The 25267-nt window shown below is 59.3% G+C and carries 23 protein-coding genes; 11 read left to right on the top strand and 12 right to left on the bottom strand.

What is annotated here, in order from left to right:
* The 4 genes from EAH74_RS33195 to EAH74_RS07040 all read right to left on the bottom strand — a co-directional run.
* Positions 1–284 (bottom strand): hypothetical protein (locus EAH74_RS33195; RefSeq protein WP_205012902.1); only part of this gene is annotated, 284 nt, incomplete at its 3' end.
* A 180-nt stretch (positions 285–464) separates the two neighbouring features.
* Positions 465–5261, bottom strand: coding sequence for an NEL-type E3 ubiquitin ligase domain-containing protein (locus tag EAH74_RS07050; RefSeq protein ID WP_161600320.1), 4797 nt, complete (start codon positions 5259–5261; stop codon positions 465–467).
* Between the two features lie 333 nt (positions 5262–5594).
* Positions 5595–5900 carry a chaperone modulator CbpM gene (locus EAH74_RS07045; RefSeq protein WP_140677264.1) on the bottom strand — a complete coding sequence of 102 codons (306 nt, stop codon included), beginning with the start codon at positions 5898–5900 and terminating at the stop codon, positions 5595–5597.
* A gap of 23 nt (positions 5901–5923) precedes the next feature.
* Entirely contained in the window at positions 5924–6871 is a 948-nt protein-coding gene (locus EAH74_RS07040; protein ID WP_140677262.1) for a DnaJ C-terminal domain-containing protein, read from the bottom strand.
* A 298-nt stretch (positions 6872–7169) separates the two neighbouring features.
* Between EAH74_RS07040 and EAH74_RS07035 the strand changes: the two genes are divergently transcribed.
* Complete coding sequence (locus EAH74_RS07035) at positions 7170–8444, top strand: Hsp70 family protein (RefSeq protein WP_140677260.1); 1275 nt, start codon at positions 7170–7172, stop codon at positions 8442–8444.
* A 114-nt stretch (positions 8445–8558) separates the two neighbouring features.
* Here EAH74_RS07035 and EAH74_RS07030 read toward each other — a convergent pair whose 3' ends face one another.
* The 3 genes from EAH74_RS07030 to EAH74_RS07015 form a co-directional block, all read right to left on the bottom strand.
* Complete coding sequence (locus EAH74_RS07030) at positions 8559–9572, bottom strand: AI-2E family transporter (RefSeq protein ID WP_123367609.1); 1014 nt, start codon at positions 9570–9572, stop codon at positions 8559–8561.
* A 224-nt stretch (positions 9573–9796) separates the two neighbouring features.
* A complete protein-coding gene (locus EAH74_RS07020; protein WP_140677255.1) occupies positions 9797–10102 on the bottom strand; it encodes a PsiF family protein in 306 nt (101 codons plus the stop codon).
* A gap of 64 nt (positions 10103–10166) precedes the next feature.
* Positions 10167–10961 carry an AraC family transcriptional regulator gene (locus tag EAH74_RS07015; protein WP_193560119.1) on the bottom strand — a complete coding sequence of 265 codons (795 nt, stop codon included), beginning with the start codon at positions 10959–10961 and terminating at the stop codon, positions 10167–10169.
* 96 nt (positions 10962–11057) lie between these two features.
* Here EAH74_RS07015 and EAH74_RS07010 point away from each other — a divergent pair, with 96 nt between their 5' ends.
* Positions 11058–11945, top strand: coding sequence for a DMT family transporter (locus EAH74_RS07010; RefSeq protein ID WP_140677251.1), 888 nt, complete (start codon positions 11058–11060; stop codon positions 11943–11945).
* A 91-nt stretch (positions 11946–12036) separates the two neighbouring features.
* Here the strand turns inward: EAH74_RS07010 and EAH74_RS07005 are convergent, their stop codons facing one another.
* The 3 genes from EAH74_RS07005 to EAH74_RS06995 all read right to left on the bottom strand — a co-directional run bounded on the left by EAH74_RS07005 (position 12037) and on the right by EAH74_RS06995 (position 13981).
* Positions 12037–12927 (bottom strand): esterase/lipase family protein, encoded by an 891-nt coding sequence (locus EAH74_RS07005; protein ID WP_140677249.1) that lies wholly within the window; start codon positions 12925–12927, stop codon positions 12037–12039.
* Positions 12928–13036: 109 nt separating this feature from the next.
* On the bottom strand, positions 13037–13342 hold the full coding sequence (locus tag EAH74_RS07000; RefSeq protein WP_008157366.1) for a DMT family transporter: 306 nt from the start codon (positions 13340–13342) through the stop codon (positions 13037–13039).
* Positions 13343–13981 (bottom strand): FMN-dependent NADH-azoreductase, encoded by a 639-nt coding sequence (locus EAH74_RS06995; RefSeq protein WP_140677247.1) that lies wholly within the window; start codon positions 13979–13981, stop codon positions 13343–13345.
* Between the two features lie 110 nt (positions 13982–14091).
* Here EAH74_RS06995 and EAH74_RS06990 point away from each other — a divergent pair, with 110 nt between their 5' ends.
* Both EAH74_RS06990 and EAH74_RS06985 read left to right on the top strand, forming a co-directional pair.
* Entirely contained in the window at positions 14092–15048 is a 957-nt protein-coding gene (locus EAH74_RS06990) for a LysR substrate-binding domain-containing protein (protein WP_170206613.1), read from the top strand.
* A 134-nt stretch (positions 15049–15182) separates the two neighbouring features.
* Positions 15183–15713, top strand: coding sequence for a ferritin-like domain-containing protein (locus EAH74_RS06985; protein WP_140677243.1), 531 nt, complete (start codon positions 15183–15185; stop codon positions 15711–15713).
* 99 nt (positions 15714–15812) lie between these two features.
* Here EAH74_RS06985 and EAH74_RS06980 read toward each other — a convergent pair whose 3' ends face one another.
* Positions 15813–17888 carry an AsmA family protein gene (locus EAH74_RS06980; RefSeq protein WP_140677241.1) on the bottom strand — a complete coding sequence of 692 codons (2076 nt, stop codon included), beginning with the start codon at positions 17886–17888 and terminating at the stop codon, positions 15813–15815.
* 387 nt (positions 17889–18275) lie between these two features.
* On the opposite strand from EAH74_RS06980, the gene EAH74_RS06975 reads away from it, so the two are divergent.
* The 7 genes from EAH74_RS06975 (at position 18276) to EAH74_RS06940 (ending at position 23528) form a co-directional block, all read left to right on the top strand.
* Positions 18276–18746 carry a hypothetical protein gene (locus tag EAH74_RS06975; RefSeq protein ID WP_008157373.1) on the top strand — a complete coding sequence of 157 codons (471 nt, stop codon included), beginning with the start codon at positions 18276–18278 and terminating at the stop codon, positions 18744–18746.
* 156 nt (positions 18747–18902) lie between these two features.
* Positions 18903–19535: a TetR family transcriptional regulator gene (locus EAH74_RS06970; protein ID WP_046044801.1), complete on the top strand. Its 633-nt coding sequence runs from the start codon at positions 18903–18905 to the stop codon at positions 19533–19535.
* A gap of 250 nt (positions 19536–19785) precedes the next feature.
* A complete protein-coding gene (gene ureE / locus EAH74_RS06965; protein WP_140677239.1) occupies positions 19786–20286 on the top strand; it encodes an urease accessory protein UreE in 501 nt (166 codons plus the stop codon).
* Entirely contained in the window at positions 20283–20957 is a 675-nt protein-coding gene (locus EAH74_RS06960; RefSeq protein WP_123367617.1) for an urease accessory protein UreF, read from the top strand. Before ureE ends, EAH74_RS06960 begins: the two co-directional genes overlap by 4 nt.
* 37 nt (positions 20958–20994) lie before the next feature.
* Complete coding sequence (gene ureG / locus EAH74_RS06955) at positions 20995–21609, top strand: urease accessory protein UreG (RefSeq protein WP_056746302.1); 615 nt, start codon at positions 20995–20997, stop codon at positions 21607–21609.
* A 35-nt stretch (positions 21610–21644) separates the two neighbouring features.
* Entirely contained in the window at positions 21645–22217 is a 573-nt protein-coding gene (locus EAH74_RS06950; RefSeq protein ID WP_140677237.1) for a HupE/UreJ family protein, read from the top strand.
* Between the two features lie 177 nt (positions 22218–22394).
* The gene (locus EAH74_RS06940; protein ID WP_140677235.1) at positions 22395–23528 is read left to right on the top strand and encodes an AGE family epimerase/isomerase; all 1134 of its coding nucleotides are present in this window, start codon (positions 22395–22397) and stop codon (positions 23526–23528) included.
* A 137-nt stretch (positions 23529–23665) separates the two neighbouring features.
* On the opposite strand, the gene EAH74_RS06935 is transcribed toward EAH74_RS06940, so the two are convergent.
* Positions 23666–24433 carry an SDR family oxidoreductase gene (locus EAH74_RS06935; RefSeq protein ID WP_056746308.1) on the bottom strand — a complete coding sequence of 256 codons (768 nt, stop codon included), beginning with the start codon at positions 24431–24433 and terminating at the stop codon, positions 23666–23668.
* Between the last annotated feature and the right edge of the window lie 834 nt (positions 24434–25267).

Here is a 25267-nt window from a genome sequence, read left to right as displayed (position 1 = left end):
TTATCGATCAATTCCTTGAGGTATTGCCGATCGATTGCGGAAGCTTTCAGGTACCAATCCGGTGTCGAGACCGTGGTGCTGGCGAGCAACGACAACCTGACCGGCGGTGTCGCTTTTATGGCTGGAGGAAGTGCCTGAACAATACGCTCATAATGAATGCCTTTGTTTTCGACGGGTGCAACTGAAGGTCTTGTAACAACATCCAATCCTTGTGATTCATACATAATATTACGACCAAAGATAATCCAATAAGTCTTCAGCTTAAGCCCGCGCCAATAAAACAAAAGACTAAAAACCTGCTGAACTATCTGCGCAAATATCGAATGATCATTCGAACATTAAAGATACAAACATATATAAATAACACCACGCCCCGCAACGTATGCTCCACCACCGAACGCCTATAAAAAAACCCCGAAGATTGCGTTTGCAGCGACCTTCGGGGTATTCAAATACCGTACGCGTTACTCTCCGGCGTTCAAACCGGGCAGCTCAAGTTTTGTCTTGCGGTTGATGAACGCGTCCTCGACCGTTTCAAACTCCCTGGCCAGTTCTGCGCTCTTGATCAGGTATTCCTGACTCGCCAAATCCGCTGCCGCCAGCGCGTCCAGCCGTGCGTGCAACGGCTCTTGCGCCAGTAGAAATTCATCGGCGTATTTGTGCTTCAGGAACCCTCGCCAGAAATCACGCTGGGTGGTCGCCGCAAACTCCTGAGGTGAGTTGTCCAGGGCCAACACCCTCTGCTCGGCGGCATCCAGCATCGCCTCCGTCACATCAGCCACGCCGATAAATCTGGCCTGCTGCGGCTGCCCCGGCAAACCAAGTCGATCCTTCAGCCCGATACGGTAGGCAAGACGAATCTCGACTCGGTCGACAAGCAGAACCTCTTGAACCTTCTGCGCCAGGGTCAAAGCGTGATTGGCCGAAATGTTGCGAATCCGCTCGCTCGCATCCTGCTGCGCAATCCGTTCGACTTCGTCAAGCCTGAACAAGCCCTTTGCCAGTGTGGAAAGCTCCGGGGTCGCCTGTGTGCTCAAGCCGTGGCTGACCAGATTCCTGACCTCCAGGCGACTGAAAATCAGCGCAGCCCCATCGGCACAGGTTTCCACATCCCCGGCCAGGCGGAACAACTCGGTGCGCAATTGCTCGGACTGTGCAGCAGCGTCCATCAGCGTCCATACTCGAGCCTGCAGATCAGGGTAGGCGTTGCTGTACTCGCCTGTTTCTCGCAGATTCTCCAGTAACCTGAAGAACTCCTGACTGTGGGTGTCTTCCCCCTCAAGCAACCTCCACTGCTCTTGTCTGGCGGCACGCTCGCCGGCCGGAATGTCTCGCATCCAGTGCTGCAATCGCTCACTGGAGTTTGCCAAAGGGTCGGCAGCCGCGCGGGGTTCAATGGGCATTGGCCCCCCAACCTCGGGTGGTGGAATACGCATCCAGGCCTGAGCATAGTCTTCCAGAGCCGCCGGAGTGAGTGGGTTACCGTCCAGAACGGCGCTGTTAAATACCCGGCGCGCCGCACCTGCGTTTTCCACGGCGGGATTAAGGATTTCGTCCGCAACCCGGCTGATGAGGTTATCGCGCAGATCGATGCCTTGAAGCTGCGGCAACCCATCCAGCCCCGCTGGCCACTCGGTAAGCCCAGTGTTGCGCAGGTTGAGTTGTCTCAACGTCGGCATCCGCCGGAAATCGGGAACACGCCCTAATGGGTTGTGGCTCAGGTGCAGTTGTTGCAGCACCGGGTATCCTTCGAGGGCCACGATGGCTTCGGGACTCATCGAAATGACGTTCATGGAGAGATTCAGCGCCTGCAGCCGCGGCATCAGCCGCAACGTCACCGGAAGCGTTTGCAGCCGATTGTTCTCCAGGCTCACCTCGTGCAAATTCGGGAACGCTTCGAGAAAAGTGGCCGGCACCTCCCCAAGCGCCATGGCGCTGAGGTCCAGCGAGAAAACGTGAGTGAAAAGCGCTCGGGTCAACACTGGAAGCTCCCCGATACGCAGCCCGGTCAGGCTGAGAGTGCCCTCGGCGTACAAACTACCGATAGCCTGCTGCGGCGAATTGGTCCTTTGCCAGCAACGCCGGAGCAAGTCGGCAACCCGCTGCCTGTCTTGTCGGTTGACCGGTTCAACACTCCCATCGGGCAAGACGTGCGTCCCTGGCGTATCCACCCAGGCATTCGCCTCCTGTTGCAAGCTGTCGAACTCTTGCTCAAGGCCCAGCAAATACTCATCGACTGACAGCGGATAGGCGGGATGAGCCTGCGCAAGCTCCGCCTGCGCCAAAACCGATTCGACATCTGCATTGCCAAGGGAGGGATACAGTCGGCGAACCCTCGCACGTCGCTCTGCCATCCGCAGACTCATGCCTTGCCCACGACCACTCATAGGATAGCCAAAGGTGCCGTCGCCCCCACGCATCGGGGCCTTGAAAAAAGGTTTGATCGGCTGCATCCGCAACGCCTTGCGCAAGCCGTCGCGCGACAGAACATGCTGTTTGATCAGCTGCTTCAATTCCGCCCCCTGCCCCACATGGGGGAGCCCCAGCGCAGCGCGATGGTTCTGCGGTAAGACATGCTGCAGAGCCGCATACACATCATCAGCGCCGTGCAGATGGTTATCGTCACTGTCACGCGCTTCGTACCGCCCGTCTTCGTTGCGCACCAGTACCTTGCGCTCGGGCGCGTCCTCGGGGCCAATGCTGGCGCGCAGTTCCCCGTTGAAGGAACCATTGCGCACTTCAATACGCAGATTTTTTATCCCGTTCGGTAAGGCTTCCAATGTGTGGAGAACCAGGGCCTCGGTATCCGGAGTCAACGCGGCCTCCAGATACAGCCCTTCATAGGCCCGCGACAGACGCACTTCACGTTGTGCATTGCGTAGCGCCTCGGCCAGGCGCAGAGGAATAGGCTTGGTCTGTTGCGTGTTCGCAAAATCCCATTGAGCCATTTGTCGGCGCTCGGCGCTGGAAGCACCGGCCAGCACGTCTTCGACAATGTTCGTGGGGAGGCCAGTGAAACGGTTTTTAATCAGCTCGACACGCGGATCACCCGACGCTTGCTGGCCGGCGTAGCGAGCATTGAACAACTCGGTCTTGTGATCGATCGTCGCGTAGACACCCCGCTCAGTGCTTTCCATCCGTGAGATAACGTTTTCGGTCTGACGGTAGGCGTCGAAGCGGCTGAGGGTATCGGCCAGCAATGGCGGCAGGGGCTCGCGCTCGACATACATTTTGCGCAACAGGCCTTCGTGGGTGCCGCTGATCTTGCGGGCCAGCTCAAGCTCGCCATCGCTTAACGCGTCCGCACGGTGACCAAGGCGTCGTAACAAGGCCGGACGCTCCCAGGTCAAGGGTTGCTCGGTTTCAGCTTTCCAGGCGCCGGCATTATTGTGCTCAACCCGTGGTTGGTAGGCGCTTGGCCGGGTCGGATGCTGCAGGCGATGCTCACCCGTCACCGGGTCCTGGCGCACCTGATAATTCTTTTGTTCCAGGCGCAACCACTGTTGATCGTTGTGCTGATAAAGCCCCAGATCATCGGGTCTGGCCTCGGCCGGCAGCGCCACCGGGTGTTCGTAAGGGGTCAGGTCCGGTTTCCACAGGCGGGTCTTGCCAGTGGGCAGCTCCACCGGTTTGAGGCTGTCGATCAGCGGACTGGGTGTTACCGGCACCCGGGCGCCCTGGGGCAATACGTGCCCGGCAGCCATCAAGGCCAGTTGCGCAAAGTTGATCAAGACCCCGTTGATGTGCGCCGACGCTTCGTCCCAGTCGCCCTTGCTCCAGTCTTCGATACCTTCCAGCAGCTCGGCGGCCATCTGCGCCACCATCAGCGCCAGCATGGCTTCGCCCAGCCCCGGCACCAGCATCGCGGCAAAGTTGAACACGTTCCAGCCGATGTCCAGATAGCTGGTCAGGCGCTTCCAGCGAGTGGCGGCGTCTTCATCACCGGTCGGGACGGCAATCGCCCGCGCGTCGCTGATCGCCTTGTCGCGCTTGAGGCGATACAGCTGAGGCCACAGCTCACCCGACAGCCGGTTGGTGATCGGCTCGGCATGGGGGTTCTCGACCGCGGTTTCTCGCCACCAGGGCCCCATGTCCAGCGGTTCGCGCTGCTGCCAGGTGATCCGGCTCAGACGCTCCCTGACCCGGGCAAAGAACCGGCCCTTGTCCTTCTGTGCCACAAAGCGGCTGAAGAACGCCTGATAGTCCGGCTCGCGCAGTTGGCTGATCAGCGCTTTCATGAAGTCCGYCAGCGAGGCGTACTCTTTCAACGGGTGCAGCGGRTCGTCCGGCACATAGGCAATCACCGGGCCGCTCAAGCGGCTTTGCTGGTAGATGTCCTGCTGGCGCAGCATCTCTTCGCTGGCTCCGCTGGGGCCATTGGCGAAAAACGCCTGCAGCAGTTTGAACTGCTCGTACACATTCCCCGTCAGCGYCGGYATGCGTTGCGACCAGTCGATCCAGAACTTCAGCGCGTCAGGGGTCAAGTCATCCACCGCCGCCTTGACCCTGGAACCGTCGCCCTCGGCACTGAACAACACCACACCGTGCAGCGCGAAGCCCATCAGCGACAGCCGATGCCGATGCAGCGGGCGATGGTGGAAACGGATGRCGCTTTTATTCTCGCGAACCTCGCGCAGTACACCGTAGGCATACGAACTGATGTCGTCTTTGAGCAGGGCGATCAGTGAGGCCARTTCAAACGCCGCTTTCTCACTGGCCGCGCCGTGTTGTTCCTGGGTTTGCCTTTTCTGCGTATCGGCCGGCAGCAGCAGGGCTTTCAGATGGCTTTGATACTGCCCGCCGATGTCCAGYCGACGACACAGCGTGGCGAKTTTACTGACCGTCATCGACGGTATCCGCGACAACTCCCCTCGTAAATCGCTGCGAAACACACCGGAACCGCTGCGGAAATAATCGGCGGCGGTTTCCGGCTCTTCGAAGTTATGCAGCGCCGCGTCCAGCAGGGTGGACTCACGCAGATGGCTGGCACCGCGATCGATACCGAAAATGATCCGGTCCGGCACATACAGCCTCAGCGTCAGTTGGCTGACGTCGTCATGGCTRTTGAAGTTCGAACTCATCAWCAAGGACAGCAAGGGCTTGGCAAACGCCTTGATGTCCTGYTGCAGGTCTTGCAACGGCGCATCCACCAGGCGCTGCAACAACCAGCGTTTATCGATCAATTCCTTGAGGTATTGCCGATCGATTGCGGAAGCTTTCAGGTACCAATCCGGTGTCGAGACCGTGGTGCTGGCGAGCAACGACAACCTGACCGGCGGTGTCGCTTTTATGGCTGGAGGAAGTGCCTGAACAATACGCTCATAATGAATGCCTTTGTTTTCGACGGGTGCAACTGAAGGTCTTGTAACAACATCCAATCCTTGTGATTCATACATAATATTACGACCAAAGATAATCCAATAAGTCTTCAGCTTAAGCCCGCGCCAATAAAACAAAAGACTAAAAACCTATTGCATCAGGGTTTGATTCGAGGCAGTCGATCAGTGTTTTGATTCAACCGTAAAAGTCCGAGCAGTCGAAGCCGTACGCAAATCCGTAGGAGCTGCCGCAGGCTGCGATCTTTTGATGTTGAACTACTCGATCACCAACCGCCCCAGCCGCTGCTTGAGCATGCGGTTTTCGGCACGCAGCTGCTGGACTTCCTCAAGCAGGTCCAGCGCCAGGGCGACGCCTTCCCATTCCAGCTCCAGATCGTGCCGCAGCTTGGCGGCACGTTTGGCCAGCGCCAACTCATAATCGTTGAAACGCCAATCCTTGGGCTGGTTGCCCTGAGGTTCGAGGATGCCGTGTTCGACGATTTCGATCACGTAGACGTCCGACAGGTCGGTCGCCTCACAGAATTCTGCCATGTCCAGTTGAACGATCAGGGGGTTGCTCATGATGGGCTACTCCGTCTCTTGGATCAGAAGTTTTCTCTCGGGTTGAAAGCCGCTTTTTTCGCCAGTTCCTGCCACAGCGCCTTGACCTCGTCGTCCGAGGTTTTAGGCATGACGGCCTTGAGCTGTACAAACAGATAACCGCGATGACCGGCCTTGTTCAGCAACCCATGTCCCTTGGCGCGCATGCGCTGGCCATTCTGACTGCCGGCCGGGATCTTGAGGTTGATCTTGCCTGTCAGTGTAGGCACTGCCACCTCAGTACCTAATGCCAACTCCCACGGAGCCAACGGCAAGGTAATGATCAGGTTCTCGCCTTCGACGTCGAACTTGGGGTGCGGCGCAAAGCGAATGATCAGGAACAAGTCGCCATTGGCCCCGCCACCCGTGCCCGGTGCCCCCTGGCCCTTGAGGCGGATGCGCTCGCCATCGGCCACGCCGGCCGGAATCTTCACGTTCAGGCTTTTGCTGGTGTTGCTGACATGCTGGCCGGCAGCGTTGTACTGCGGCACCTGGAAGGTGACCTTCTTCGATTCGTTCGAGAGGGTTTCTTCCAGAAAAATCCCGAGTTCCATTTCCACGTCTTGCCCTCGACGCCCGGCGCTGCGGCCTGACTGTCCACCACCAAAACCAGGGCCACGGTTGCCGAAGATCGAACTGAAGAAGTCCGAAAAATCGCCCGTATCCTGACCACCACCAAAACCGCCTGCGCCACGACCCTGCCAACCCGGCGGGCCCTGGAACGGTTGGCCGTGCTGGCCGTATTTGCGCAAGTCGTCGTATTCGGCGCGCTTGTCGGCGCTTTTCAGCGCTTCATAGGCTTCCGAGGCGTCTTTGAATTTGGACTCGGCGTCCTTTTCCTTGCTGACGTCCGGATGATATTTGCGCGCCAGTTTGCGATAGGCGGCCTTGATCGTCTTATCGTCCGCGGTCGGTTCCACACCGAGAATCTTGTAATAGTCTTTGAAGTCCATCTAAGGATCACCATCCGTTATCGATATCGCGCCACCACCGGCAGCATGCGCTCATTGGCAGCCGCCGGCTTGACCGATCTCAAGGTTGTGACCGGGCAGCGCATCAGAAGTTTATATCGGCAGCGGAGGACGGTTCTTGCGACCGCCCGGGGGCTGCCAGAGCCAATGCAGACAAGTTTGGGGCGAAGGATAGTCTTTCAAGGCGCTAATCGCTGAGATTTAGCGGATAGTCGGCCTTCGAATCTGCGCCGCACTGACATACACTGCGCGGCCGTTTTTTAACCGGAACTCGAAAGACATGAAAAACGCATCTCCAGCCCGTGCCTGTGGTATCGACTTCGGCACGTCCAACTCCACCGTCGGCTGGCTGCGCCCCGGCATGGAAACGCTGATCGCGCTGGAGGACGACAAGATCACCCTGCCTTCGGTGGTCTTCTTCAACATGGAAGAACGCCGCCCGGTGTACGGCCGGCTGGCGCTGCACGAGTATCTGGAAGGCTATGAAGGCCGGTTGATGCGCTCGCTCAAGAGCCTGCTGGGCTCCAAGCTGATCAAGCACGACACCAGCGTCCTCGGCACCGCGATGCCGTTCAAGGACCTGCTCGGGCTGTTCATCGGCCAGTTGAAGAAGCGCGCCGAAACCGCCGCCGGTCGCGAGTTCGAGGAAGTGGTGCTGGGTCGTCCGGTGTTCTTCGTCGATGACGATGAATTGGCCGACCAGGAAGCCGAAAACACCTTGGTGGATGTGGCCCGTGCCATCGGCTTCAAGGACGTTTCATTCCAGTACGAACCGATTGCGGCGGCATTCGACTATGAGTCGACCATCGAAAAAGAAGAGCTGGTGCTGATCGTCGACATCGGCGGCGGTACGTCAGACTTCTCGCTGGTGCGCCTGTCCCCTGAGCGCCGAACCCACGACAACCGTCACGATGACATCCTGGCCACCGGCGGCGTGCATATCGGCGGGACCGATTTCGACAAGCAGCTGAGCCTGCAAGGCCTGATGCCGCTGTTCGGCTATGGCAGCCGTATGAAGAGCGGCGCTTACATGCCGACCAGCCACCACATGAACCTGGCGACCTGGCACACCATCAACTCGGTGTACTCGCAGAAGTCGACCCTGGCGCTGGGCAGCATGCGTTACGACATTGAAGACACCGGCGGCATCGATCGCCTGTTCAAGCTGATCGACCAGCGCGCCGGCCACTGGCTGGCCATGGAAGTGGAAGAAACCAAGATCCAGCTGACCCACGCCGACAGCCGCCATGTGCCGCTGGACCGCATCGAACCGGGTTTGAGTGTGGAGTTGAGCCGGGCCCTGTTCGAATCGGCCATCGACAACCTGCTGGAGCGCGTGCGCAATAGCGTGACCCAGTTGCTGAACGACGCCAATGTGCGGGTTGATCAAGTGGATACGGTGTTCTTCACCGGGGGTTCGAGCGGCATTCCGGCACTGCGCAACAGCGTCTCGGCGATGTTGCCGAATGCGCGGCATGTGGAAGGGAACATCTTCGGCAGTATCGGCAGTGGCTTGGCGATTGAAGCGATGAAGCGCTACGGCACGATGGACTGATCCGAAACCGAGTCGCGCCCTTCGCGAGCAAGCCCGCTCCCACATTCGACCGCGTTCCCCTGTGGGAGCGAGCCTGCTCGCGAAGAGGTCAGTCCAGGCAATATATCTCCAGGATCAAACCATCCCCACCTGCTTCAACTCACTCTTCAGGTACGCGTAATAAATCGGCCCTGCCACCACCCCCGGCAGGCCGAACGCGGCCTCGAACACCAGCATCGCCAGCAGCAACTCCCACGACTTGGCACTGATCTGCCCGCCAACGATGCGCGCGTTGAGAAAGTATTCGAGCTTGTGGATAAAAATCAGGTACCCCAGCGCCGCCACGGCCACCCAGATCGACAGCGACAGACCGACGATGGTGATCAGGGTGTTCGACATCAGGTTGCCGATCACCGGCAACAAGCCGAGCAGGAAGGTCAGCACGATCAGGGTTTTGGTCAGCGGCAGCTTGATCCCGAACATCGGCAGAACCACCACCAGAAAAATCCCGGTGAAGAAGGTGTTGAGCAGGGAAATCTTGATCTGGGCGAACACGATGTTGCGAAACGCCTGGACCAGCAGGTGCAAGCGGTCGAACAGCGCAGCGGCCAACGGCTTGCGTTTGGTCACGTCCGGCACGCGCTGCAAGGCAATGATCGCCCCCAGCACCATGCCGATCAGCAGCGTCACAAACATGTGCGCCGCGTCCTTGCCCACCAGCTGCAAATCACTGAGGTGCTTGCTCATCCACTCGCCAATCGCCACGCGAAACTCGGCGGCGCTGGCGGGCAAATAGGCGTCGATGAACGGCGGCAGTTGCCCGCGCGCACGGTCAACCACGTGCATGAATTTGTCGAGGGAAGCGCCGGGGTTTTCCGCTTCGTGCAGCAGAAAGCTGATAGCACCGGCAAAGATCAGCGTCAACACACTGACCACCAGCGTCCCCAACAAGGCAACCGCCAGCCAGCGCGCACGCCGACCTTCGATCAGGCGCTGCAATTGCGGGGTGAGCATGTTGACCAGTTCGAACACCAGCAGGCCGGCCAGCAGACTGGGCAGCAACCGCAGCGGGATCACCAGCAACAAACCGCCGAAAATGATGACCCAACTGATTAGCAGCAAAACGTGACGTTGAGAAAACGTTGGCATACAGCCTCAAAACGAACAGCGTAAAAGGATGGGCAGTCTGCCAGCGTTCCGATGCCAGCACTAGGGATTGTGTAGGTCGGCGCTGGCGACTTTTTTCAGCGTCATTGCCGGCCCCTTCGCGAGCAGGCTCGCTCCCACATTTGTCCTGCGTACACATATCCATTGTGGGAGCGAGCCTGCTCGCGAAGAAGTCCTCACAGCTCCCACATATCCCGGTCCAATGATTATTTTTTCTTCAGGCAATCACTCATGAAGGCTTTGCGCGCATCGCCCTTGAGCGCCTGAGTGGCAGCATCGGCGTTGCAGGTTTTCATTTTCTCTTGCTGAGGCGTCAGGGGTTTGGCTGCATCGGCGGCGGGTGCCGCTTTGAGGCAATTGCTCATGAAGGCTTTGCGTTCGTCTCCCTTGAGGGTTTTCGAGGTAGCTTCAGCATTGCAAGTGGTCATCTTGTTCTGTTGCTCGGTGGCGGCAAAGCCCTGGGCGCAGAGCAGCAAACCGATCATCAACAAAGGGACACGCAACATCTTCATGGAGTTTTCTCCTTGTTGCCGCACCGACGAGCACGGCCTCGCTCTGGAGTGTAGACAACACCTGTTACACCTTCCTGGTCTCAAGGTGACTGCGTCGATACTGTTCCGGCGTGCACTGCGCCTGGCGTTGAAACATCGCGATAAACGCTGAACCGGTGCTGTAGCCCATATCGAAGGCGATTTCCTGAACGCTGCGATGGCTGTCCAGCGCTTCGATCGCCGCCAGAAACCGCAACCGCTGCCGCCACTCACCAAAACTCATGCCCAACTCACGCACGAACCGCCGCGCCAGGGTGCGTTCGCTGACATGGATCTGCGCGGCCCATTCCGCCAAGGGCCGGTTATCACCGGGCTCGGCCTGCAAGGCTTCGAGTATCCCGAGCAATCCCGAACTACTGGCGTAGGGCAAGTAACACTCGTGAATGGGTGCCTGTTGCAGCTGATCTACCAACACCTGAGCCAGACGTTTGTCAGCGTCGTACTCGGGAATCTTCACATCGCGTGAGGCAAAGTCTTTGAGGATTGCTTTGAGAATATCGCTGATGGCCAGGGTGCAGGCCTGTTGCGGCAGGTCCTGGCACATCAGCGGCGCCAGGCAGACCGCGCGATAGTTGATCGGCTGATGGCTGTAGAAGCTGTGCTCGGTCTGCGGCGGCACCCACACCGCATATTGCGGCGGTGACATAAAGCGGCTGCCACCGATTTCCATGTGCAATACGCCGTGGGCCGAATACTCCAGCGTGCCCCATGGATGACGGTGCGCCGAGGCATAACGATGCGCATCAAAGTCGGCATAACGGAAATACACCGGGGCAGGCAGTTCGCTGAAGTCCAGCAGATCGATGTGTTTACTGGTCATGCTGTCCGTCATTAGGGGCAGGTTGTCTGGATAGAAGTATAGGCTTGTATCCAGACAAGCGATAATCACCCCTCATTAACGTTCTGGTTTTTATCGATGCAATACGCTTATCCCCTGCTGGCCATTTTCATTTGGGCCGGCAACACCGTGATCACCAAAATGTCGGCCGGAGCGATCTTCCCCGCCGAGATCGGCTTTTACCGCTGGCTGCTTGCCGGACTTCTGTTCACACCCTTCATGCTCAAACCGGTGATCGCCCATTGGCCAGCGATCCGCCCGAACCTGGGCAAGATTTTTGTACTCGGCGTGCTCGGCATGGCTGTTTACCAAAGCCTGGCGTACTTCGCAGCGAGCCTGACCTCGGCCACCAACATGGGCATCATCCTGTCGCTGATGCCATTGATGTCGCTGGCCATGGCGATCATTAGCCTCGGCCAGCGCCTGACCATCGGCGCACTGGCCGGTGCGGTGCTGTCGTTCGCGGGGGTATTGGTGGTCGTCTCGTCCGGTAGCCTCGGCGCGCTGCTCGAACACGGGGTGAACCTGGGTGACGCGATAATGCTGATCGCCACCCTGGCCTACGCGATCTACAGCACGCTGCTGAAAAAGTGGCAGCTGCGTTTGCCACCGTTGGTGTTGCTGTACTTGCAGGTATGGGTAGCGGTGGTGGTGCTGTTTCCGATGTTCCTCGCTTCACCGAAAGTCGGTCCGACGCTGCAGAACATTCCGCTGGTGCTGTATGCCTGCCTGCTGGCTTCGATGGTGGCACCGCTGGCGTGGATGCAAGCGGTGGTGCGCCTGGGGCCGAGCCGGACCACATTGTTTTTCAATCTGCTGCCGTTGATTACTGCGCTGATTGCGGCGGTGGTGCTGCATGAGCAGTTGGCGATGTATCACCTGGTGGGCGGGATGTTGACGCTGGGTGGGGTGATTCTTTCGGAGCGTTGGACCACGGTGTTGGGCCGTAAGGTTAGCGTTGCCTGATCTGACGCCTTCGCGAGCAGGCTCGCTCCCACAGGGGGAACGCATTCCAAAATGTGGGAGCGAGCCTGCTCGCGATGAACGATAACGCGGTCTAAACCCCGGCGGCTTTCAACCGCGCCGCATGTTCAACAAACAACCGGACCGGCTCCGCACCCTTCCCCACCAAACCCAACGACTGATTGACGATATCAAAGTGATCCATCGGATACTCATCGCCGATCACTGTCCCCAGATGCGAGCTGTAACGCCCGACCATCCCGTCGCAATGCCCGACTTCTCGAACGAAGGTCCTGGCAAACAACCGGCAACTGCGGTTGGTCCCATCAAACAGGTTTCGCCCACGATCGGTCTTGCCCGGCTGCAAGGTCCCGGACCATGAGTAATACCGCACGCCATTGACCTCTTCCGGCCCATGCCCGCCCCAGATATCAGGCAAGCCCTGTGGATAACGCTGGTTGAACAGCGCCACGCCTTCCGTCGTCAGTGAATGATGGGAGGCATGGATATCCACCGGCAATTTCGGCCCGCGATAACCGGTTTCCAGCAGGCTCATCAACGCCGCGATCCAGCGCAGCAAAACGCAGAGCAAACGCCCCTTGGCGCTGTCTCCCGGATAGTGTTTGTGCAGGTAATCCGCCAGTTCTGAACCGTGATTGGGTCCTGCCACCGAGGTAACCGAGGCGACCTGGTCCGGGCGTTTGGCGGCGGCATAACGGGCGGTCAGCGCCCCTTGGCTATGGCCGATCAGGTTGACTTTCTCGGCCCCGGTTTCCCGCAGAATTTCCTCGATCCGCGCCAGCAGTTGCTCGCCGCGCACTTCGCAGGAGTTGATCGGCGAGACCTGCACCGCGATCACCGTTGCACCACCCCGGCGCAGCGCCGAAATGATCCCGTACCAGTACGGATAGAGCAGCAGGCGGATAAACCCGAGCATTCCCGGGACCAGCACCAACGGGTAACGCGGGGCGGAACCTTGCGACATGGGCGAACGTCCTTGTGATCGGTGAGGTGACGCCAGGCTGAATGCAAGACATCAGCCAAGCATCGGCATCGAAGATGACAACTCGACGACCAGTCTATGACATCCCGCCCTACTTCAGCCCCACCACCCCCGCCACGATCAATCCGACCGACACCAGTTTGACCGCCGTCAGACTTTCACCGAGCAACGCAAACCCAAGAAACACCGTGCCCAGTGAGCCGATGGCGGTCCAGATCGGGTAGGCGATGCTCACTGGCAACTCGCGCATGGCCAGGGTCAGGAAGTAGATCCCGCCCACCGCGGCCACCACGGTGATCATCGACGGCCAGAGCCGGGTGAAGCCTTCGGCGTACTTCATGCCCATGGCAAAGGTGACTTCGAAGCCGGCGGCGATCAGCAAAAACAGCCAGGCCATCTAGAACTCCCTGGCCAGCGCCCGCAAACGCCGCTCGGCCTCGGCGGCGGAGACCTGGAAGGTGCGCGCCTCGGATTCTTCGCCTTCGGCGGCCACGACCGTGATGTCGGTGATGCCAATGAACCCCAATGCCGTTCGCAACAACGGATCGGCATGGTTCATCGCCTCAAGTTCTCCACCGGGCCCGAAACCGAACCCGCCGCGACTGGTGACGATCAACGCCTTTTTGCCCTGCACCAGCGGCTCGTATTGAGCGACGCCATTGTCCAGTGTGTGATTGAAGGTCAACCCCAACCGCACAATCTGATCGATCCAGGCCTTGAGGCCGCTGGGCACGCTGAAGTTGTGCATCGGCGTGGAAATCACCAGCAAATCATGACCGAGTAACTCGCTCACCAATTCATCGCTGAACGCCAGGTCGGCCTGCATCGACAGCGGCCGCGCATCGGGTTCAGGGTAAAAAGCGGCGGCCACAAACGCCTCGTTGACCGGCGGAATCAACGCTCGACCGACTTCGCGACGGGTCAGGTGCGACTGAGGATTGGCCGCCTGCCAGGCTGAAAGAAACACCTCGGCCAAGCGCCGGGAGTGAGAACGGTCGCCACGGGGGCTGGCATGCACGGCAAGAATTGTACTCATCTGAATCTCCTGAAGGACTAAACTAAAACTGCTGGTGGCTTGCAGCTTGAAGCGCTTAGCCGCCCCTCTTCAAATGAGCAAAAATCAGTCTGGATGAATTCATTTCATTCGTGGAGCTTCCAATGTTTGCCTCGCTGCCGCTGACCGCCCTGCGCGCCTTTGAATCCGCCTCGCGCCTGCTGAGCTTCAAGGCAGCCGCCGAAGAACTCTCGGTGACGCCGACGGCGGTTTCCCATCAGATCCGTTCGCTGGAGACCTGGCTCGGTGTGCCGTTATTCGAGCGGTTGCCACGGCAAGTTCGCCTGACGGACTGCGGTGAACGGCTGTTCCACAGCTTGCACGGCGCCTTGCTGGAAGTGGCGCAAAGTGTCGACACCTTGCGCCCGCAACGCAGCGGCGCCAGCCTGACGATCTCCACCACCGCTGCTTTCGCTGCATTGTGGCTGGTGCCGCGGCTGGGCCGGTTCTACGCCCGGCACCCGAACATCAGCCTGCGGCTCGATACCCATTGCGAAGTCATCGATCTCCATCAGGACGCCAGCGTCGATCTGGTGCTGCGCTATAGCCTCGGTGATTACCCGAACCTTTATGGCCTGTGTCTGTTCGACGAATCCTTCGGCGTCTATGGCTCGCCGGAGCAAGTCGCCCTGGCCGCCAGCCAAGCGCCGACGCTGATCAGCGTGCGCTGGCATAACTCCAAACTGTACGCCCACGGCTGGGAGGCCTGGTGCGCACAATCCGGCGAGAACTGGCTGGTGGGGCAACCAGCGGTCCGTGAATACGACGAAGAACATTACGCCCTGCAAGCGGCGATTGCCGGGCAAGGCCTGGTGTTGGCGAGCAATATTCTGGTGTCCGAGAGCGTGGCCAGTGGTTTGCTGGTGGCGTATCGGGGCGAAATCCAGGTCGATGGTGCCGGATACAGTGCCCTCTGCGTGCCGGGGCGCGAACGACATCCGCCCGTCCGGGCGTTTTTTGCGTGGTTGCAGGAAGAAGCTCGATTGTCTGGTCTATTGCCAAGATCGCAGCCTTCGCCAGCGCCTACAGGAGAACGCATTCCCCTGTAGGAGCTGGCGCAGCCTGCGATCTTTTCGATTACCAAATTACATAAAACTTTTCGCGATGCTCATCACTCACACCCTAGGTAGCGATCACTTCTATAGAAGGTGACGCAAACCGGATCAGCCTCCAGGAGATCGAGATGAGCGACATGCATTTGTCTGATGTAACCACCCTTCGCGAACGTGCCCGCAAGAACGTCGAGAACGGTGCGGTAACCGAAAGCTACAGCGCCAACCGTGAAGAAGTGCTGCGCCTGCTCAACGAATCGCTGGCCACCGAACTGGTCTGCGTGTTGCGCTACAAGCGCCACTACTTTATGGCCAACGGCCTGAAAGCCCAGGTCGCCGCCGACGAATTCCTCGAACACGCGACCCAGGAAGCCCAACACGCCGACCGACTGGCCGAGCGCATTGTGCAACTGGGCGGTGAGCCGGAGTTCAACCCTGACTTGCTGTCGAAAAACTCCCACGCGCAATACGTGGCTGGCAATTCACTTAAAGAGATGGTCTACGAAGACCTGGTCGCCGAGCGAATTGCCATCGACAGCTACCGCGAGATCATTCAGTACATCGGCGAAAAAGACCCGACCACCCGGCGCATCTTCGAAGACATCCTGGCCCAGGAAGAAGAGCATGCCGATGACATGGCCGACATCCTGAAAGACCTGTAAAACCTTAAAAGCAAAAGATCGCAGCCTGCGGCAGCTCCTACAGGGGAATGCATTCCAACTGTAGGAGCTGCCGCAGGCTGCGATCTTTTGATCTGCATATTACCGAGTGGGTTTGACGGTCACTGGCGCCTTACCAGCCTTCATCTGCTCCAGCAACGGCGCGCACTGATTCGGTTCGCCACCGCTCGGCGCCACCAGCGCCAGCAACCCCGCCGCCGGCGCCGCAATCACACCCAACGCCACCATCCCCGCCCCGCGCAGTATCAGCGGCACAGCCTTCACACCCGCATCAGGCTTGATGAACTTGCCCCGCACATACAGCGGCGAACGCAGTGAAATCAATCGCCAGCCCTTGGATTCCGGGCTGATGGTCAGGTCCAGTTGCTCAGTCGCCATGTTCGCCGTGCCATCGATGTAGATGATCGCGTTTTCGGTATCGAAGACGAACAGGCGCGTGGTCGCCAAACCGGTCTTGATGTCGAAGTCGGCGGCAGCGCAGTTGATCTTCACTTCCTTGTCGCCAAAGATCTTGCCCACCACATAGTTGCCGACGTTCAGCCCGGCCAGCTCCATCAACTCGCGGCTGATAGCGCCATCGTTAATCAGCATCTTCAGATTGCCATTGGCGGTGCCCAGCAGTTTGGCCACCGAGTTGCCACGACCGGTGATGTCGGCATCGCCATTGAGCTCGCCGAAACTGGTTTTCATCGGCTCAAAGGTCGGGAACAGCTGCTTGAGTTTGAACTTGCGTGCGGTGAACTTGGCCCGGCCTTCCAACGGTTCGGTTCGGCCATTGAGGCGAATCTGAGCATCCAGGTTGCCACCGGCCACACCAAAGCGCAGGGGTTCAAGGCTGAGCACGCCGTCAGTGAGTATCAGGTGGGTGTAGAGATCGTTGAACGGCAGTTTTTCGCTGTGGACGATGCGCTTGCCAGTGAACTCGACGTCAGCATCCATATCGCGCCAGCGCTCGGTTTTGAACTCTTCGACCGGCAACACCTTGTCTGCCGGCTGCTTGCTTTCGCCGCCACGGGCCTTTTGTTTGGCGTTGGAATCGGCACCGATCAGCGGGGCCAGGTCAGCAAACAGCAGTTGATTGGAAACCAGCGATCCGCTCAGCTTCGGGCGCGGCTGACTGGCGACATAGGCCAGGCTGCCATGGATGTCGCTCTGACCGATCTTGCCGTTGAATTCTTCGTAACGGAACACTGCACCGTCCGCGTCATGCAGCTTGGCGATCAAGTGGCCGTCAGTCTCGTACGGCGGTGTGTCCGGCAGGGTGACGCCGGTCAGCGGGTAGAGATTGCCCAGGCTGGTGCCGGCCAGTTTCAGGCGCAAATCCAGAGCGCCGAGGTTCAGTGGATCGGTGAGGGTGCCGGCCAGTTCGACACTGGTGTCAGCGATTTTCACTTGTGCTTGAAGCGGAAACGGCTTTGCCGCGTCCTGCAACGCCAGCAGGCCGCCAATCTTGCCTTCGCCCGTGAGTTTCTGGCCGTGGTATTGGCCTTTGACCTTCAGCGCGAACGCGTAATCCTGCGGCGCGGCACCCTTCTGCGACGCGGTTTTCGCGGTTTTGTCACCGACGATGTCACTGAACGGAATCGGTTTGCCCAACGGGTCGATGATCAAGTCGAGCTGAGTCTTCAGGCTTTGGTCGTCGAGGATGACGTGGCCTTTGTCGAAGCCGATCGCACCGATGTCCACCACCCAGCTGGATGGCTCGGCGTTCGGGTCTTTGGGGTCGAACTTGAAGGTCCAGTTTGCACGGCCGTCGGCCAGGCGCTGGAGGTCGGCATTCGGTTCGGTCAGGTCAATACGCGGGATCACCACGCGCTGCGCCAGCAAGGCCAGGGGCGAGAGGCGCAACTCGACACGCTTGAGGGTGACCATCTGCGGCTTCTTCGACCAGTCCGGGTTGCCCAGGCTCAAGTCTTCCGCCACGACATGCGGCCACGGCACCCACGCGCGCCAGCCGCCCTCTTCGGGCTCACGTTGCCAGACCACCGCGAGGTTGCCGTTGATGGCGAACGGGCGGTGCAGCTCTTCGGAAACTTTGGCGTTAAGCGGTGGTTTGATCCGGTTCCAATCGAAGAACGCGATGATCAGAACCAGTATGGCCAGCAGGACAACAAGGCTGGCGAGGGTCCAGGTAATAATTTTACGAGTGCGCGTCATTGCACAGGGCTCCTGATACGACTGAGCGCCCTGACTGCGACGCACGTTTGAAACGTTAGGCCAGAACCGGCCTGCCATGGAGTCTAGGACTGGGAAATGGCGCGCAGGTTTAACCGAAATGCCGCTTAACGTTCAAATAATCGGTCGGGGTCACATTGCGCCCTCAAATCAGCGTTACCGGCCCCGCACTTTTGCAAGGCGCAAGTGAGTGGAAAATACCCATCTCAGCGCAAAAACATCCGCCGGAAACGCCTGATTTAGAGCCGTCGCACGGAACAATCAATTCTGTTGATTATTACCATTGCATTTATGAACTTTTATATCGACTTATCGAGAGTAGCATTGCCCTCGTACCCACTTTATCGCCCTCCTACGGAGCACCTAATCATGAAACGCCAATTACTGCTTAGCCTTACACTTTCAATGCTTGCCAGCACTGCTTTCGCCCTGCCAGCTGCTGACCAAGCGACCCCACAAGTCAAATCCACCCACTCGGTATTCAGCCAAACCGTCGCCGAAGGTGGCAATGATCGCCTGAAAGAAAAAGGCCTGATCACCCAGGATGGCTCGGACCGTACTCCACAAGGTCAAACCTTGGCTGCTGATGGTTCCGATCGCACTCCACAGGGTCAAACCCTGGCTGCTGACGGTTCCGATCGCACTCCACAAGGTCAAACCCTGGCTGCTGATGGTTCCGATCGCACTCCACAGGGTCAAACCCTGGCTGCTGATGGTTCCGACCGCACTCCACAAGGTCAAACCCTGGCTGCAGATGGTTCCGACCGCACTCCACAAGGTCAAACCCTGGCTGAAGGTGGTGGTGACCGCGTCATCGAACGCAACAGCGCTTTGAGCTGAGCCCATGGTGGCCCTGAAAAAAAGCCCAATCCCCGGATTGGGCTTTTGACGTTATAGAGACCTCACTTCCCCGCTTGATCCCCCGATAGTCGTTCGACGCAGGCAAAGCCGATTTGCTAGAGTGCGCCGCTGTCTTATCCAGAAAACACCCTTGCGATGCTGCCCCGCGCCGAACAGAAACAACAGACCCGCAACGCCCTGATGGACGCTGCCCGCCACTTGATGGAATGCGGCCGAGGATTCGGCAGCCTGAGCCTGCGCGAAGTCGCCAGAACCGCCGGGATCGTGCCCACCGGTTTCTACCGGCATTTCGCCGATATGGATGAACTGGGCCTGGTGCTGGTGAGTGAAGTCGGTCAGACCTTCCGCGAAACCATTCGCCTGGTGCGCCACAACGAGTTCGTCATGGGCGGCATCATCGACGCCTCGGTGCGGATCTTTCTCGACGTGGTCACGGCCAATCGCTCGCAGTTCCTGTTTCTCGCCCGCGAGCAGTACGGCGGCTCGCTGCCGGTGCGTCTGGCCATTGGCCGTTTGCGCGAAGACATCAGCTCGGACCTGGCGGCCGACTTGTCCTTGATGCCGAAGCTGCAACATCTGGACATCGCCGGCCTGAGCGTCATGGCTGATCTGATTGTTAAAAGCGTGTTCGCGACCTTGCCGGACATCATTGATCCGCCAGCGCAGGCGCTGCCCGAGCATCTGACGCCCCAAGCAAAGATCACCCAGCAGCTAAGATTTATCTTTATTGGCCTTAAGCATTGGCAAGGACTCGGCAGTACCGAGTGACCCTTTAAAAGATCGCAGCCTTCGGCAGCTCCTACATGGATGGCATTTCTCTGTAGGAGCTGCCGAAGGCTGCGATCTTTTTTTGTGCGCCGCAATTTGGTGCGCGCAGCTCTGAACCGCACCAAATTCATCCAAATTGCCGTAACGCCTTGGCACACTCACCGAGCTCCGACAGGCATTTCCTACGTATCACCCGATTGGCAAGCCCCTTGCTCTAGCCTAAGCATTGTCCATTGCTGGAAGCCTTCCGATGCTGGTGATTCATCGCAGAATCGACCCTCAACCCGTCTGGTCCGCCGAGTTGCACTTGAACTTCGAAGCCCGGAGCAAAAGCCGTTTGCGCTGTTTCAGTGCCGAGGGTGAAGACGTCGGGTTGTTTTTGGAGCGCGCCCAGCCTCCGCTGCATGACGGCGAGTGCCTGCAAGCCGAAGACGGGCGCATCGTCCGCGTCTGCGCCCGGGCCGAACAATTGCTGCACGTCACCTGCGCCAATGCTTTCGAACTGACTCGCGCCGCCTATCACCTCGGCAACCGCCACGTCGCCCTGCAAGTTGGCGATGGCTGGTTGCGCCTGCTCGACGACTACGTGCTCAAGGCCATGCTCGAACAGCTTGATGCCGAGGTCGAGAACATCGAAGCGCCGTTCCAGCCGGAACATGGCGCCTACGGCGGCGGCCACCACCATTCGCGTCACGGCGATGAAGACTTCAACTACCCGCCGAAACTGCACCAGTTCGGCGTGCGGCTATGAACCCAGCCTGGGCGCTGTTGCGCCTGGCCAGTCCGCAGTTGCCGATTGGCGGTTACAGCTATTCCCAAGGTCTGGAAATGGCTGTGGATAACGGCCGCGTCAACGACTCCAATAGCGCCCGGCGCTGGATCAGTGATCAGTTGCTGCTGAACCTGGCGCGTTTCGAAGCGCCGTTGCTGCTCGCCCATTGTGTGGCCGCCTTTGATGAAAACTGGGGTGAATTACTGCAACGCTGCGAAGAGCATCGCGCCAGCCGGGAAACCCGCGAGCTGCATCAGGAGAGCCGGCAGATGGGCTATTCCCTGCAACAACTGCTCAACGGTTTGCCGGAGCTTGATGCGCCGGCCCGCGCCTTTCTTGAACAACGTCCCGAGCCGCACCTGGCACTCGGCTGGGCGCTGGCCGCTCGCGCCTGGAATATCAGTCCGCAAGACGCGCTGGCGGCATGGCTCTGGAGTTGGCTGGAAAACCAGCTGGCAGTGCTGATGAAAACCCTGCCACTGGGTCAGCAAGCCGCGCAACGACTGACCAGCGAACTGCTGCCGCTGCTGCAAGAGGCTCAGCAGAACGCCACCCGAATCAACCCCGAGCACTTTGGCAGCGCTGCTTTCGGCCTGTCCCTGGCGTGCATGGCCCATGAGCGCCAGTACAGCCGTCTATTCCGTTCCTAGGGCCTGTTATTTTGGCCCTGTTATTTTGGAGAAGCACATGAACACACAACCTCTGCGCGTCGGCATCGGCGGCCCGGTCGGTTCCGGCAAAACCGCCCTGACTTTGGCCCTGTGCCTGGCCTTGCGCGATCGCTACAACCTGGCGGTGGTCACCAACGACATCTACACCCGTGAAGACGCCGACTTTCTGGTGCGCAACGAAGCACTGGCACCGGAGCGGATCATCGGTGTGGAGACCGGCGGCTGCCCGCACACGGCGATTCGCGAGGACGCCTCGATCAACCTTGAAGCCGTGGATCAATTGAACCGCCGCTTTCCGGGGCTGGACCTGATCCTTGTGGAATCCGGTGGCGACAACCTGTCCGCCACCTTCAGCCCGGAACTGTCCGACCTGACCATTTACGTGATCGACGTCTCGGCCGGCGACAAGCTGCCGCGCAAGGGTGGGCCGGGGATCTGCAAATCGGATCTGCTGGTGATCAACAAAATTGACCTCGCGCCATTGGTGGGTGCGTCGCTGGAACTGATGGACAGCGACACCCAGCGCATGCGCAACGGCAAACCGTTCGTTTTCAGCAACCAGAAAACCGGCCTCGGCCTGGAAGAAATCATCGCCTTCATCGAACGCCAGGGCCTGCTGACAGCGGCGTGAACACGATCAACTTTTATCAACAAGGACGCTTATCCATGACACTTAAACGCATTCTGGGCGCCATGGCGCTGTTGCTGACCCCGGCCATCGCCTTCGCCCACCCAGGGCATGGCGACAACGGTTTGATCGCCGGTATCAGCCACCCGGTCGGTGGCCTCGATCACTTGTTGGCGATGGTTGCGGTCGGTTTGTGGGCGGCACAACAGAAAGGCGCTGCACGCTGGGCGCTGCCGTGCACATTTGTCGGCATCATGCTGATCGGCGGGTTGCTGGGGTTTGAAGGGCTGAACCTGCCGGCGCTGGAGAGCGGGATTGCGGCGTCGGTGCTGGCGCTGGGTCTGGCGGTGGCTTTGGCAGTGCGTCCGCCGTTGAGCCTCGCCGTTGCGGCAACCGCTTTGTTTGCTCTGTTCCATGGGGTGGCGCACGGACTGGAGTTGCCGCAGATGTCGAGCCCTTGGGCGTATGCGGCGGGTTTTGTAGCGGCGACAGCTGCGTTGCATGGATTGGGTTACGCCGTAGTGCGGGTGTTGCCGCAAGCGGCGGCGCCGTTGGTTCGACTGGCGGGTGCGGCATCGGCGGCGACTGGCGTGTGGTTGTTGGCGGGCTAAACGCCCAAAGATCGTTCCCACGCTCTGCGTGGGAATGCAGCCCGGGACGCTCCGCGTCCCTTTCGAAGCGGACGCGGAGCGTCCAATGAGGCATTCCCACGCGGAGCATGGGAACGATCGACGCGTTCACTCTGATAACATGTCGCGCAATCAACCCTGCCGTGACGACGCCAGCCAATGCCGCCTGTTTCCCGCTCCGCCTCCCAGCCTGAATTGACCGCTCTGTTTGCCTCGGTGCAACAGCACTTCCAGGACGTGATCGTGCCGCTCTGGCAAGGTCCCGGCTGGAATGCCGACATGGCGCTGCCCTATGAGGCGCTGGACGCCGAGCACCAACCGCTGCCGCCCCAACGCTACCGGGCCATGGCCTGCGCGCGCCAGCTCTACCTGTTTTCCAGCCTGATCGGGCAGGTACCGGCCGCCGAAGAGCGCGCCGCAGCGCTGTTCGGCTCCCTGCAGCAGCATTTCCATGATGCCGAGCATGGCGGCTGGTTCTATAGCGTCGACCCGCACGGTGCTCCGCTGGATCAGCGCAAAGACCTCTACACCCACGCTTTCATCCTGTTCGCCTGCGCCCATTACTGGGACAAGGTCCGCGAGCCGCGGGTGGAATCGGTGCTCAACGCCGCACTGGAAGTGGGCGCGCAACGCTTCGCCACGGGCGACGGCCTGTACGAAGCCAGCCTCGACCGTGACTGGTCCTCGCTTGAGTCCGGGCCGCTGCAAAATCCCCTGATGCACTTGGCCGAAGCCTTCCTCGCCACGCTGTCGATGCGCGAAGACGTCGCCGTGCAAGACGCGCTCGTCGAGTTATGCACAGCGATGCAGAAGCGTTTCATCGACCCGCAACACGGTGTGCTGATGGAAAAACCACTGGGGTCTGTGGATAACTGGTTTGAACCGGGGCACCAGTTCGAGTGGTATTTCCTGCTGGAATCGTCTTCGTTGCTGCGCGGTTTGACACTGCATGCTTCCCTGGAACGCGCCTTTACGTTCACCGAACAACTGGGTGTCGATCAACAGACCGGCGCCGTGCGGGCCATGCTCGACCTGGAACCGAACGGCCCACCTCGGGACGCTACGCAGCGAATCTGGGCTCAGGCTGAATACCTGCGTGCCCTGACCTTGCGCCCAGACAGCGAGGCCGCAGTGCTACGCCAATTGCAGGCGTTGCAACAGCATTCCCTGCATAAGGGTGGCTGGTATGAGTGTCGTGATGAGAACGGTGACGTGACCCGCCGGGACATGCCATCGACCACGCCTTATCACTTGGCAACCTGCTATCGCGGGCTTGCCGAGTATCTTCGCTGACTGAAAGATTGCCTTCGCGACGGTGCGGCGATCCGACAGGCTCGCTCCCGCAGTAGTTCTCCTTTGACCACATTACTTGTGAGCAACAGAGATCAAATGTGGGAGCGAGCCTGCTCGCGAATGGCCGTTACACGGTCTTAAGCCTTGGCATTACGCTCAATCGCAAACCCGCTCCACGTCTGGCTCACCGGCATCAGCTCCAGGCTGTTGATGTTGATGTGCGCCGGGGCATTGAGCACCCAGAAAATGGTGTCGGCGATGTCTTGCGGCTGGATCGGCTCGGCACCGGCGTAGGTCGCGTTGTAACGCTCCTGGTCACCAGCGAAACGCACCAGTGAGAACTCGCTTTCGCACAGGCCCGGCTCGATATTGCTCACCCGCACACCTGTGCCTTGCAGGTCGCAGCGCAGGTTCAGGGAGAACTGTTTGACGAACGCCTTGCTCGCGCCATACACATGGCTGCCCGGGTACGGGTAGTTGCCGGCGATGGAACCGAGGTTGACGATGCCGGCGCCGCGACCGTGAGCGATCAAGCGGGGCAACAACAGACGAGTGCTGTACATCAGGCCTTTGATGTTGGTGTCGACCATGGTGTCCCAATCATCAAGGTCGCACTTCGGCGCCGGGTCAACGCCCAAGGCTAGCCCGGCGTTGTTGATCAGCCCGCGCAGTTTGGCGAAGGACGGCGGCAGGTTGGCAATCGCCTCCTCCATGGCTTTGCGATCACGCACGTCGAGCACCAGGCCATGGACCTCGGTCTGCTTCGACAACTCGGCGCACAGCGCATTGAGGCGCTCTTCACGACGGCCGGTCAGCACCAGTTTCCAGCCGGCTTCGGCAAAACGACGGGCGCAGGCTTCACCAAAACCGGAGGTCGCGCCGGTAATAAACAGGGTGTTGGACATCGTGTTCTCCTTGCTTCGGCTGATCGACAGCCACTGGAATAGAAAATCAGCAGCCAGCATGCCCGGCCTTGCCCACAGCGGCAACTACCGCAGAAGCTGTACAAAAAACGATCAAACCTTGCCACGCCTTACCTGCCGTGGCTTTCAGCCATGTGCGCGCACCTTATCCACAGGCCGGTCCACAGTTTCCGGGGGCGAGTGGAAAAGCTGTAAGCCGCTGTGCACAAGGCTTTGCGGGCAAATTGGAAATTTTTTTGCTTGACCCTGGAACGCGGGGTGTGTAGCTCATGGCATTTTGCACGATTGACCGGTCATACCGACGATGGCGCCAAGCCAGTAACTACGGCCTTCAGCCGAGTCTTTCCAGAGTTTAACCACAGACTTATCCACAGGCAGCTCCACTCCATTTCGCCCTGCTTTCGTCACCAACAAAAAGGTTGACAAAGCCCGCTCGCGGTCCCGCAAAAACGCCTGATCAAAAAACAACCACAACTCTACAAGCCACGGTTTCAAAGGCCTTCAGCCAGCTACTCCCACGTTATTCACAGCCAGCTCCACAGCAAACGGGGACAAGTCAAAACCGTGACAAAACAACTATTTGCAGCGGCTTTATGTCGCGCTTTAAGAGCTTGTGAATATTGTTTTCCACAATTTCCCGAAAGCTCACCACAGCCACCTGTGGGAGCGAGCTTGCTCGCGATAGCGGTGGCACATCCAACATCGATGTGACTGATACAACGCTATCGCGAGCAAGCTCGCTCCCACAGGGGTTGTGGTGTTTTGGAGGTGTAAAAAAGCCCCGGCGATTGCTCGTCGGGGCTTGTTGTTGCAGCG

Source organism: Pseudomonas mandelii, assembly GCF_006438925.1.
Taxonomy (GTDB): Bacteria; Pseudomonadota; Gammaproteobacteria; order Pseudomonadales; family Pseudomonadaceae; genus Aquipseudomonas; species Aquipseudomonas mandelii_C.
Note: the sequence above shows the minus strand (reverse complement) of the source record. Positions and strands in the feature narration are given on the sequence as shown.

What these genes read in the sequence shown, in the direction of transcription:
- EAH74_RS06985 (WP_140677243.1), top strand. Translation starts at nt 15,183, where the DNA reads ATGAGCGACATGCATTTGTCTGATGTAACCACCCTTCGCGAACGTGCC.
- EAH74_RS06950 (WP_140677237.1), top strand. Translation starts at nt 21,645, where the DNA reads ATGACACTTAAACGCATTCTGGGCGCCATGGCGCTGTTGCTGACCCCG.
- EAH74_RS07015 (WP_193560119.1), bottom strand. Translation starts at nt 10,961, where the DNA reads ATGACCAGTAAACACATCGATCTGCTGGACTTCAGCGAACTGCCTGCC.
- ureE (WP_140677239.1), top strand. Translation starts at nt 19,786, where the DNA reads ATGCTGGTGATTCATCGCAGAATCGACCCTCAACCCGTCTGGTCCGCC.
- EAH74_RS06970 (WP_046044801.1), top strand. Translation starts at nt 18,903, where the DNA reads ATGCTGCCCCGCGCCGAACAGAAACAACAGACCCGCAACGCCCTGATG.
- ureG (WP_056746302.1), top strand. Translation starts at nt 20,995, where the DNA reads ATGAACACACAACCTCTGCGCGTCGGCATCGGCGGCCCGGTCGGTTCC.
- EAH74_RS06975 (WP_008157373.1), top strand. Translation starts at nt 18,276, where the DNA reads ATGAAACGCCAATTACTGCTTAGCCTTACACTTTCAATGCTTGCCAGC.
- EAH74_RS06940 (WP_140677235.1), top strand. Translation starts at nt 22,395, where the DNA reads ATGCCGCCTGTTTCCCGCTCCGCCTCCCAGCCTGAATTGACCGCTCTG.
- EAH74_RS07035 (WP_140677260.1), top strand. Translation starts at nt 7,170, where the DNA reads ATGAAAAACGCATCTCCAGCCCGTGCCTGTGGTATCGACTTCGGCACG.
- EAH74_RS07040 (WP_140677262.1), bottom strand. Translation starts at nt 6,871, where the DNA reads ATGGACTTCAAAGACTATTACAAGATTCTCGGTGTGGAACCGACCGCG.
- EAH74_RS07020 (WP_140677255.1), bottom strand. Translation starts at nt 10,102, where the DNA reads ATGAAGATGTTGCGTGTCCCTTTGTTGATGATCGGTTTGCTGCTCTGC.
- EAH74_RS07005 (WP_140677249.1), bottom strand. Translation starts at nt 12,927, where the DNA reads ATGTCGCAAGGTTCCGCCCCGCGTTACCCGTTGGTGCTGGTCCCGGGA.
- EAH74_RS07010 (WP_140677251.1), top strand. Translation starts at nt 11,058, where the DNA reads ATGCAATACGCTTATCCCCTGCTGGCCATTTTCATTTGGGCCGGCAAC.
- EAH74_RS07000 (WP_008157366.1), bottom strand. Translation starts at nt 13,342, where the DNA reads ATGGCCTGGCTGTTTTTGCTGATCGCCGCCGGCTTCGAAGTCACCTTT.
- EAH74_RS06935 (WP_056746308.1), bottom strand. Translation starts at nt 24,433, where the DNA reads ATGTCCAACACCCTGTTTATTACCGGCGCGACCTCCGGTTTTGGTGAA.
- EAH74_RS06960 (WP_123367617.1), top strand. Translation starts at nt 20,283, where the DNA reads ATGAACCCAGCCTGGGCGCTGTTGCGCCTGGCCAGTCCGCAGTTGCCG.
- EAH74_RS06980 (WP_140677241.1), bottom strand. Translation starts at nt 17,888, where the DNA reads ATGACGCGCACTCGTAAAATTATTACCTGGACCCTCGCCAGCCTTGTT.
- EAH74_RS06995 (WP_140677247.1), bottom strand. Translation starts at nt 13,981, where the DNA reads ATGAGTACAATTCTTGCCGTGCATGCCAGCCCCCGTGGCGACCGTTCT.
- EAH74_RS07045 (WP_140677264.1), bottom strand. Translation starts at nt 5,900, where the DNA reads ATGAGCAACCCCCTGATCGTTCAACTGGACATGGCAGAATTCTGTGAG.
- EAH74_RS07030 (WP_123367609.1), bottom strand. Translation starts at nt 9,572, where the DNA reads ATGCCAACGTTTTCTCAACGTCACGTTTTGCTGCTAATCAGTTGGGTC.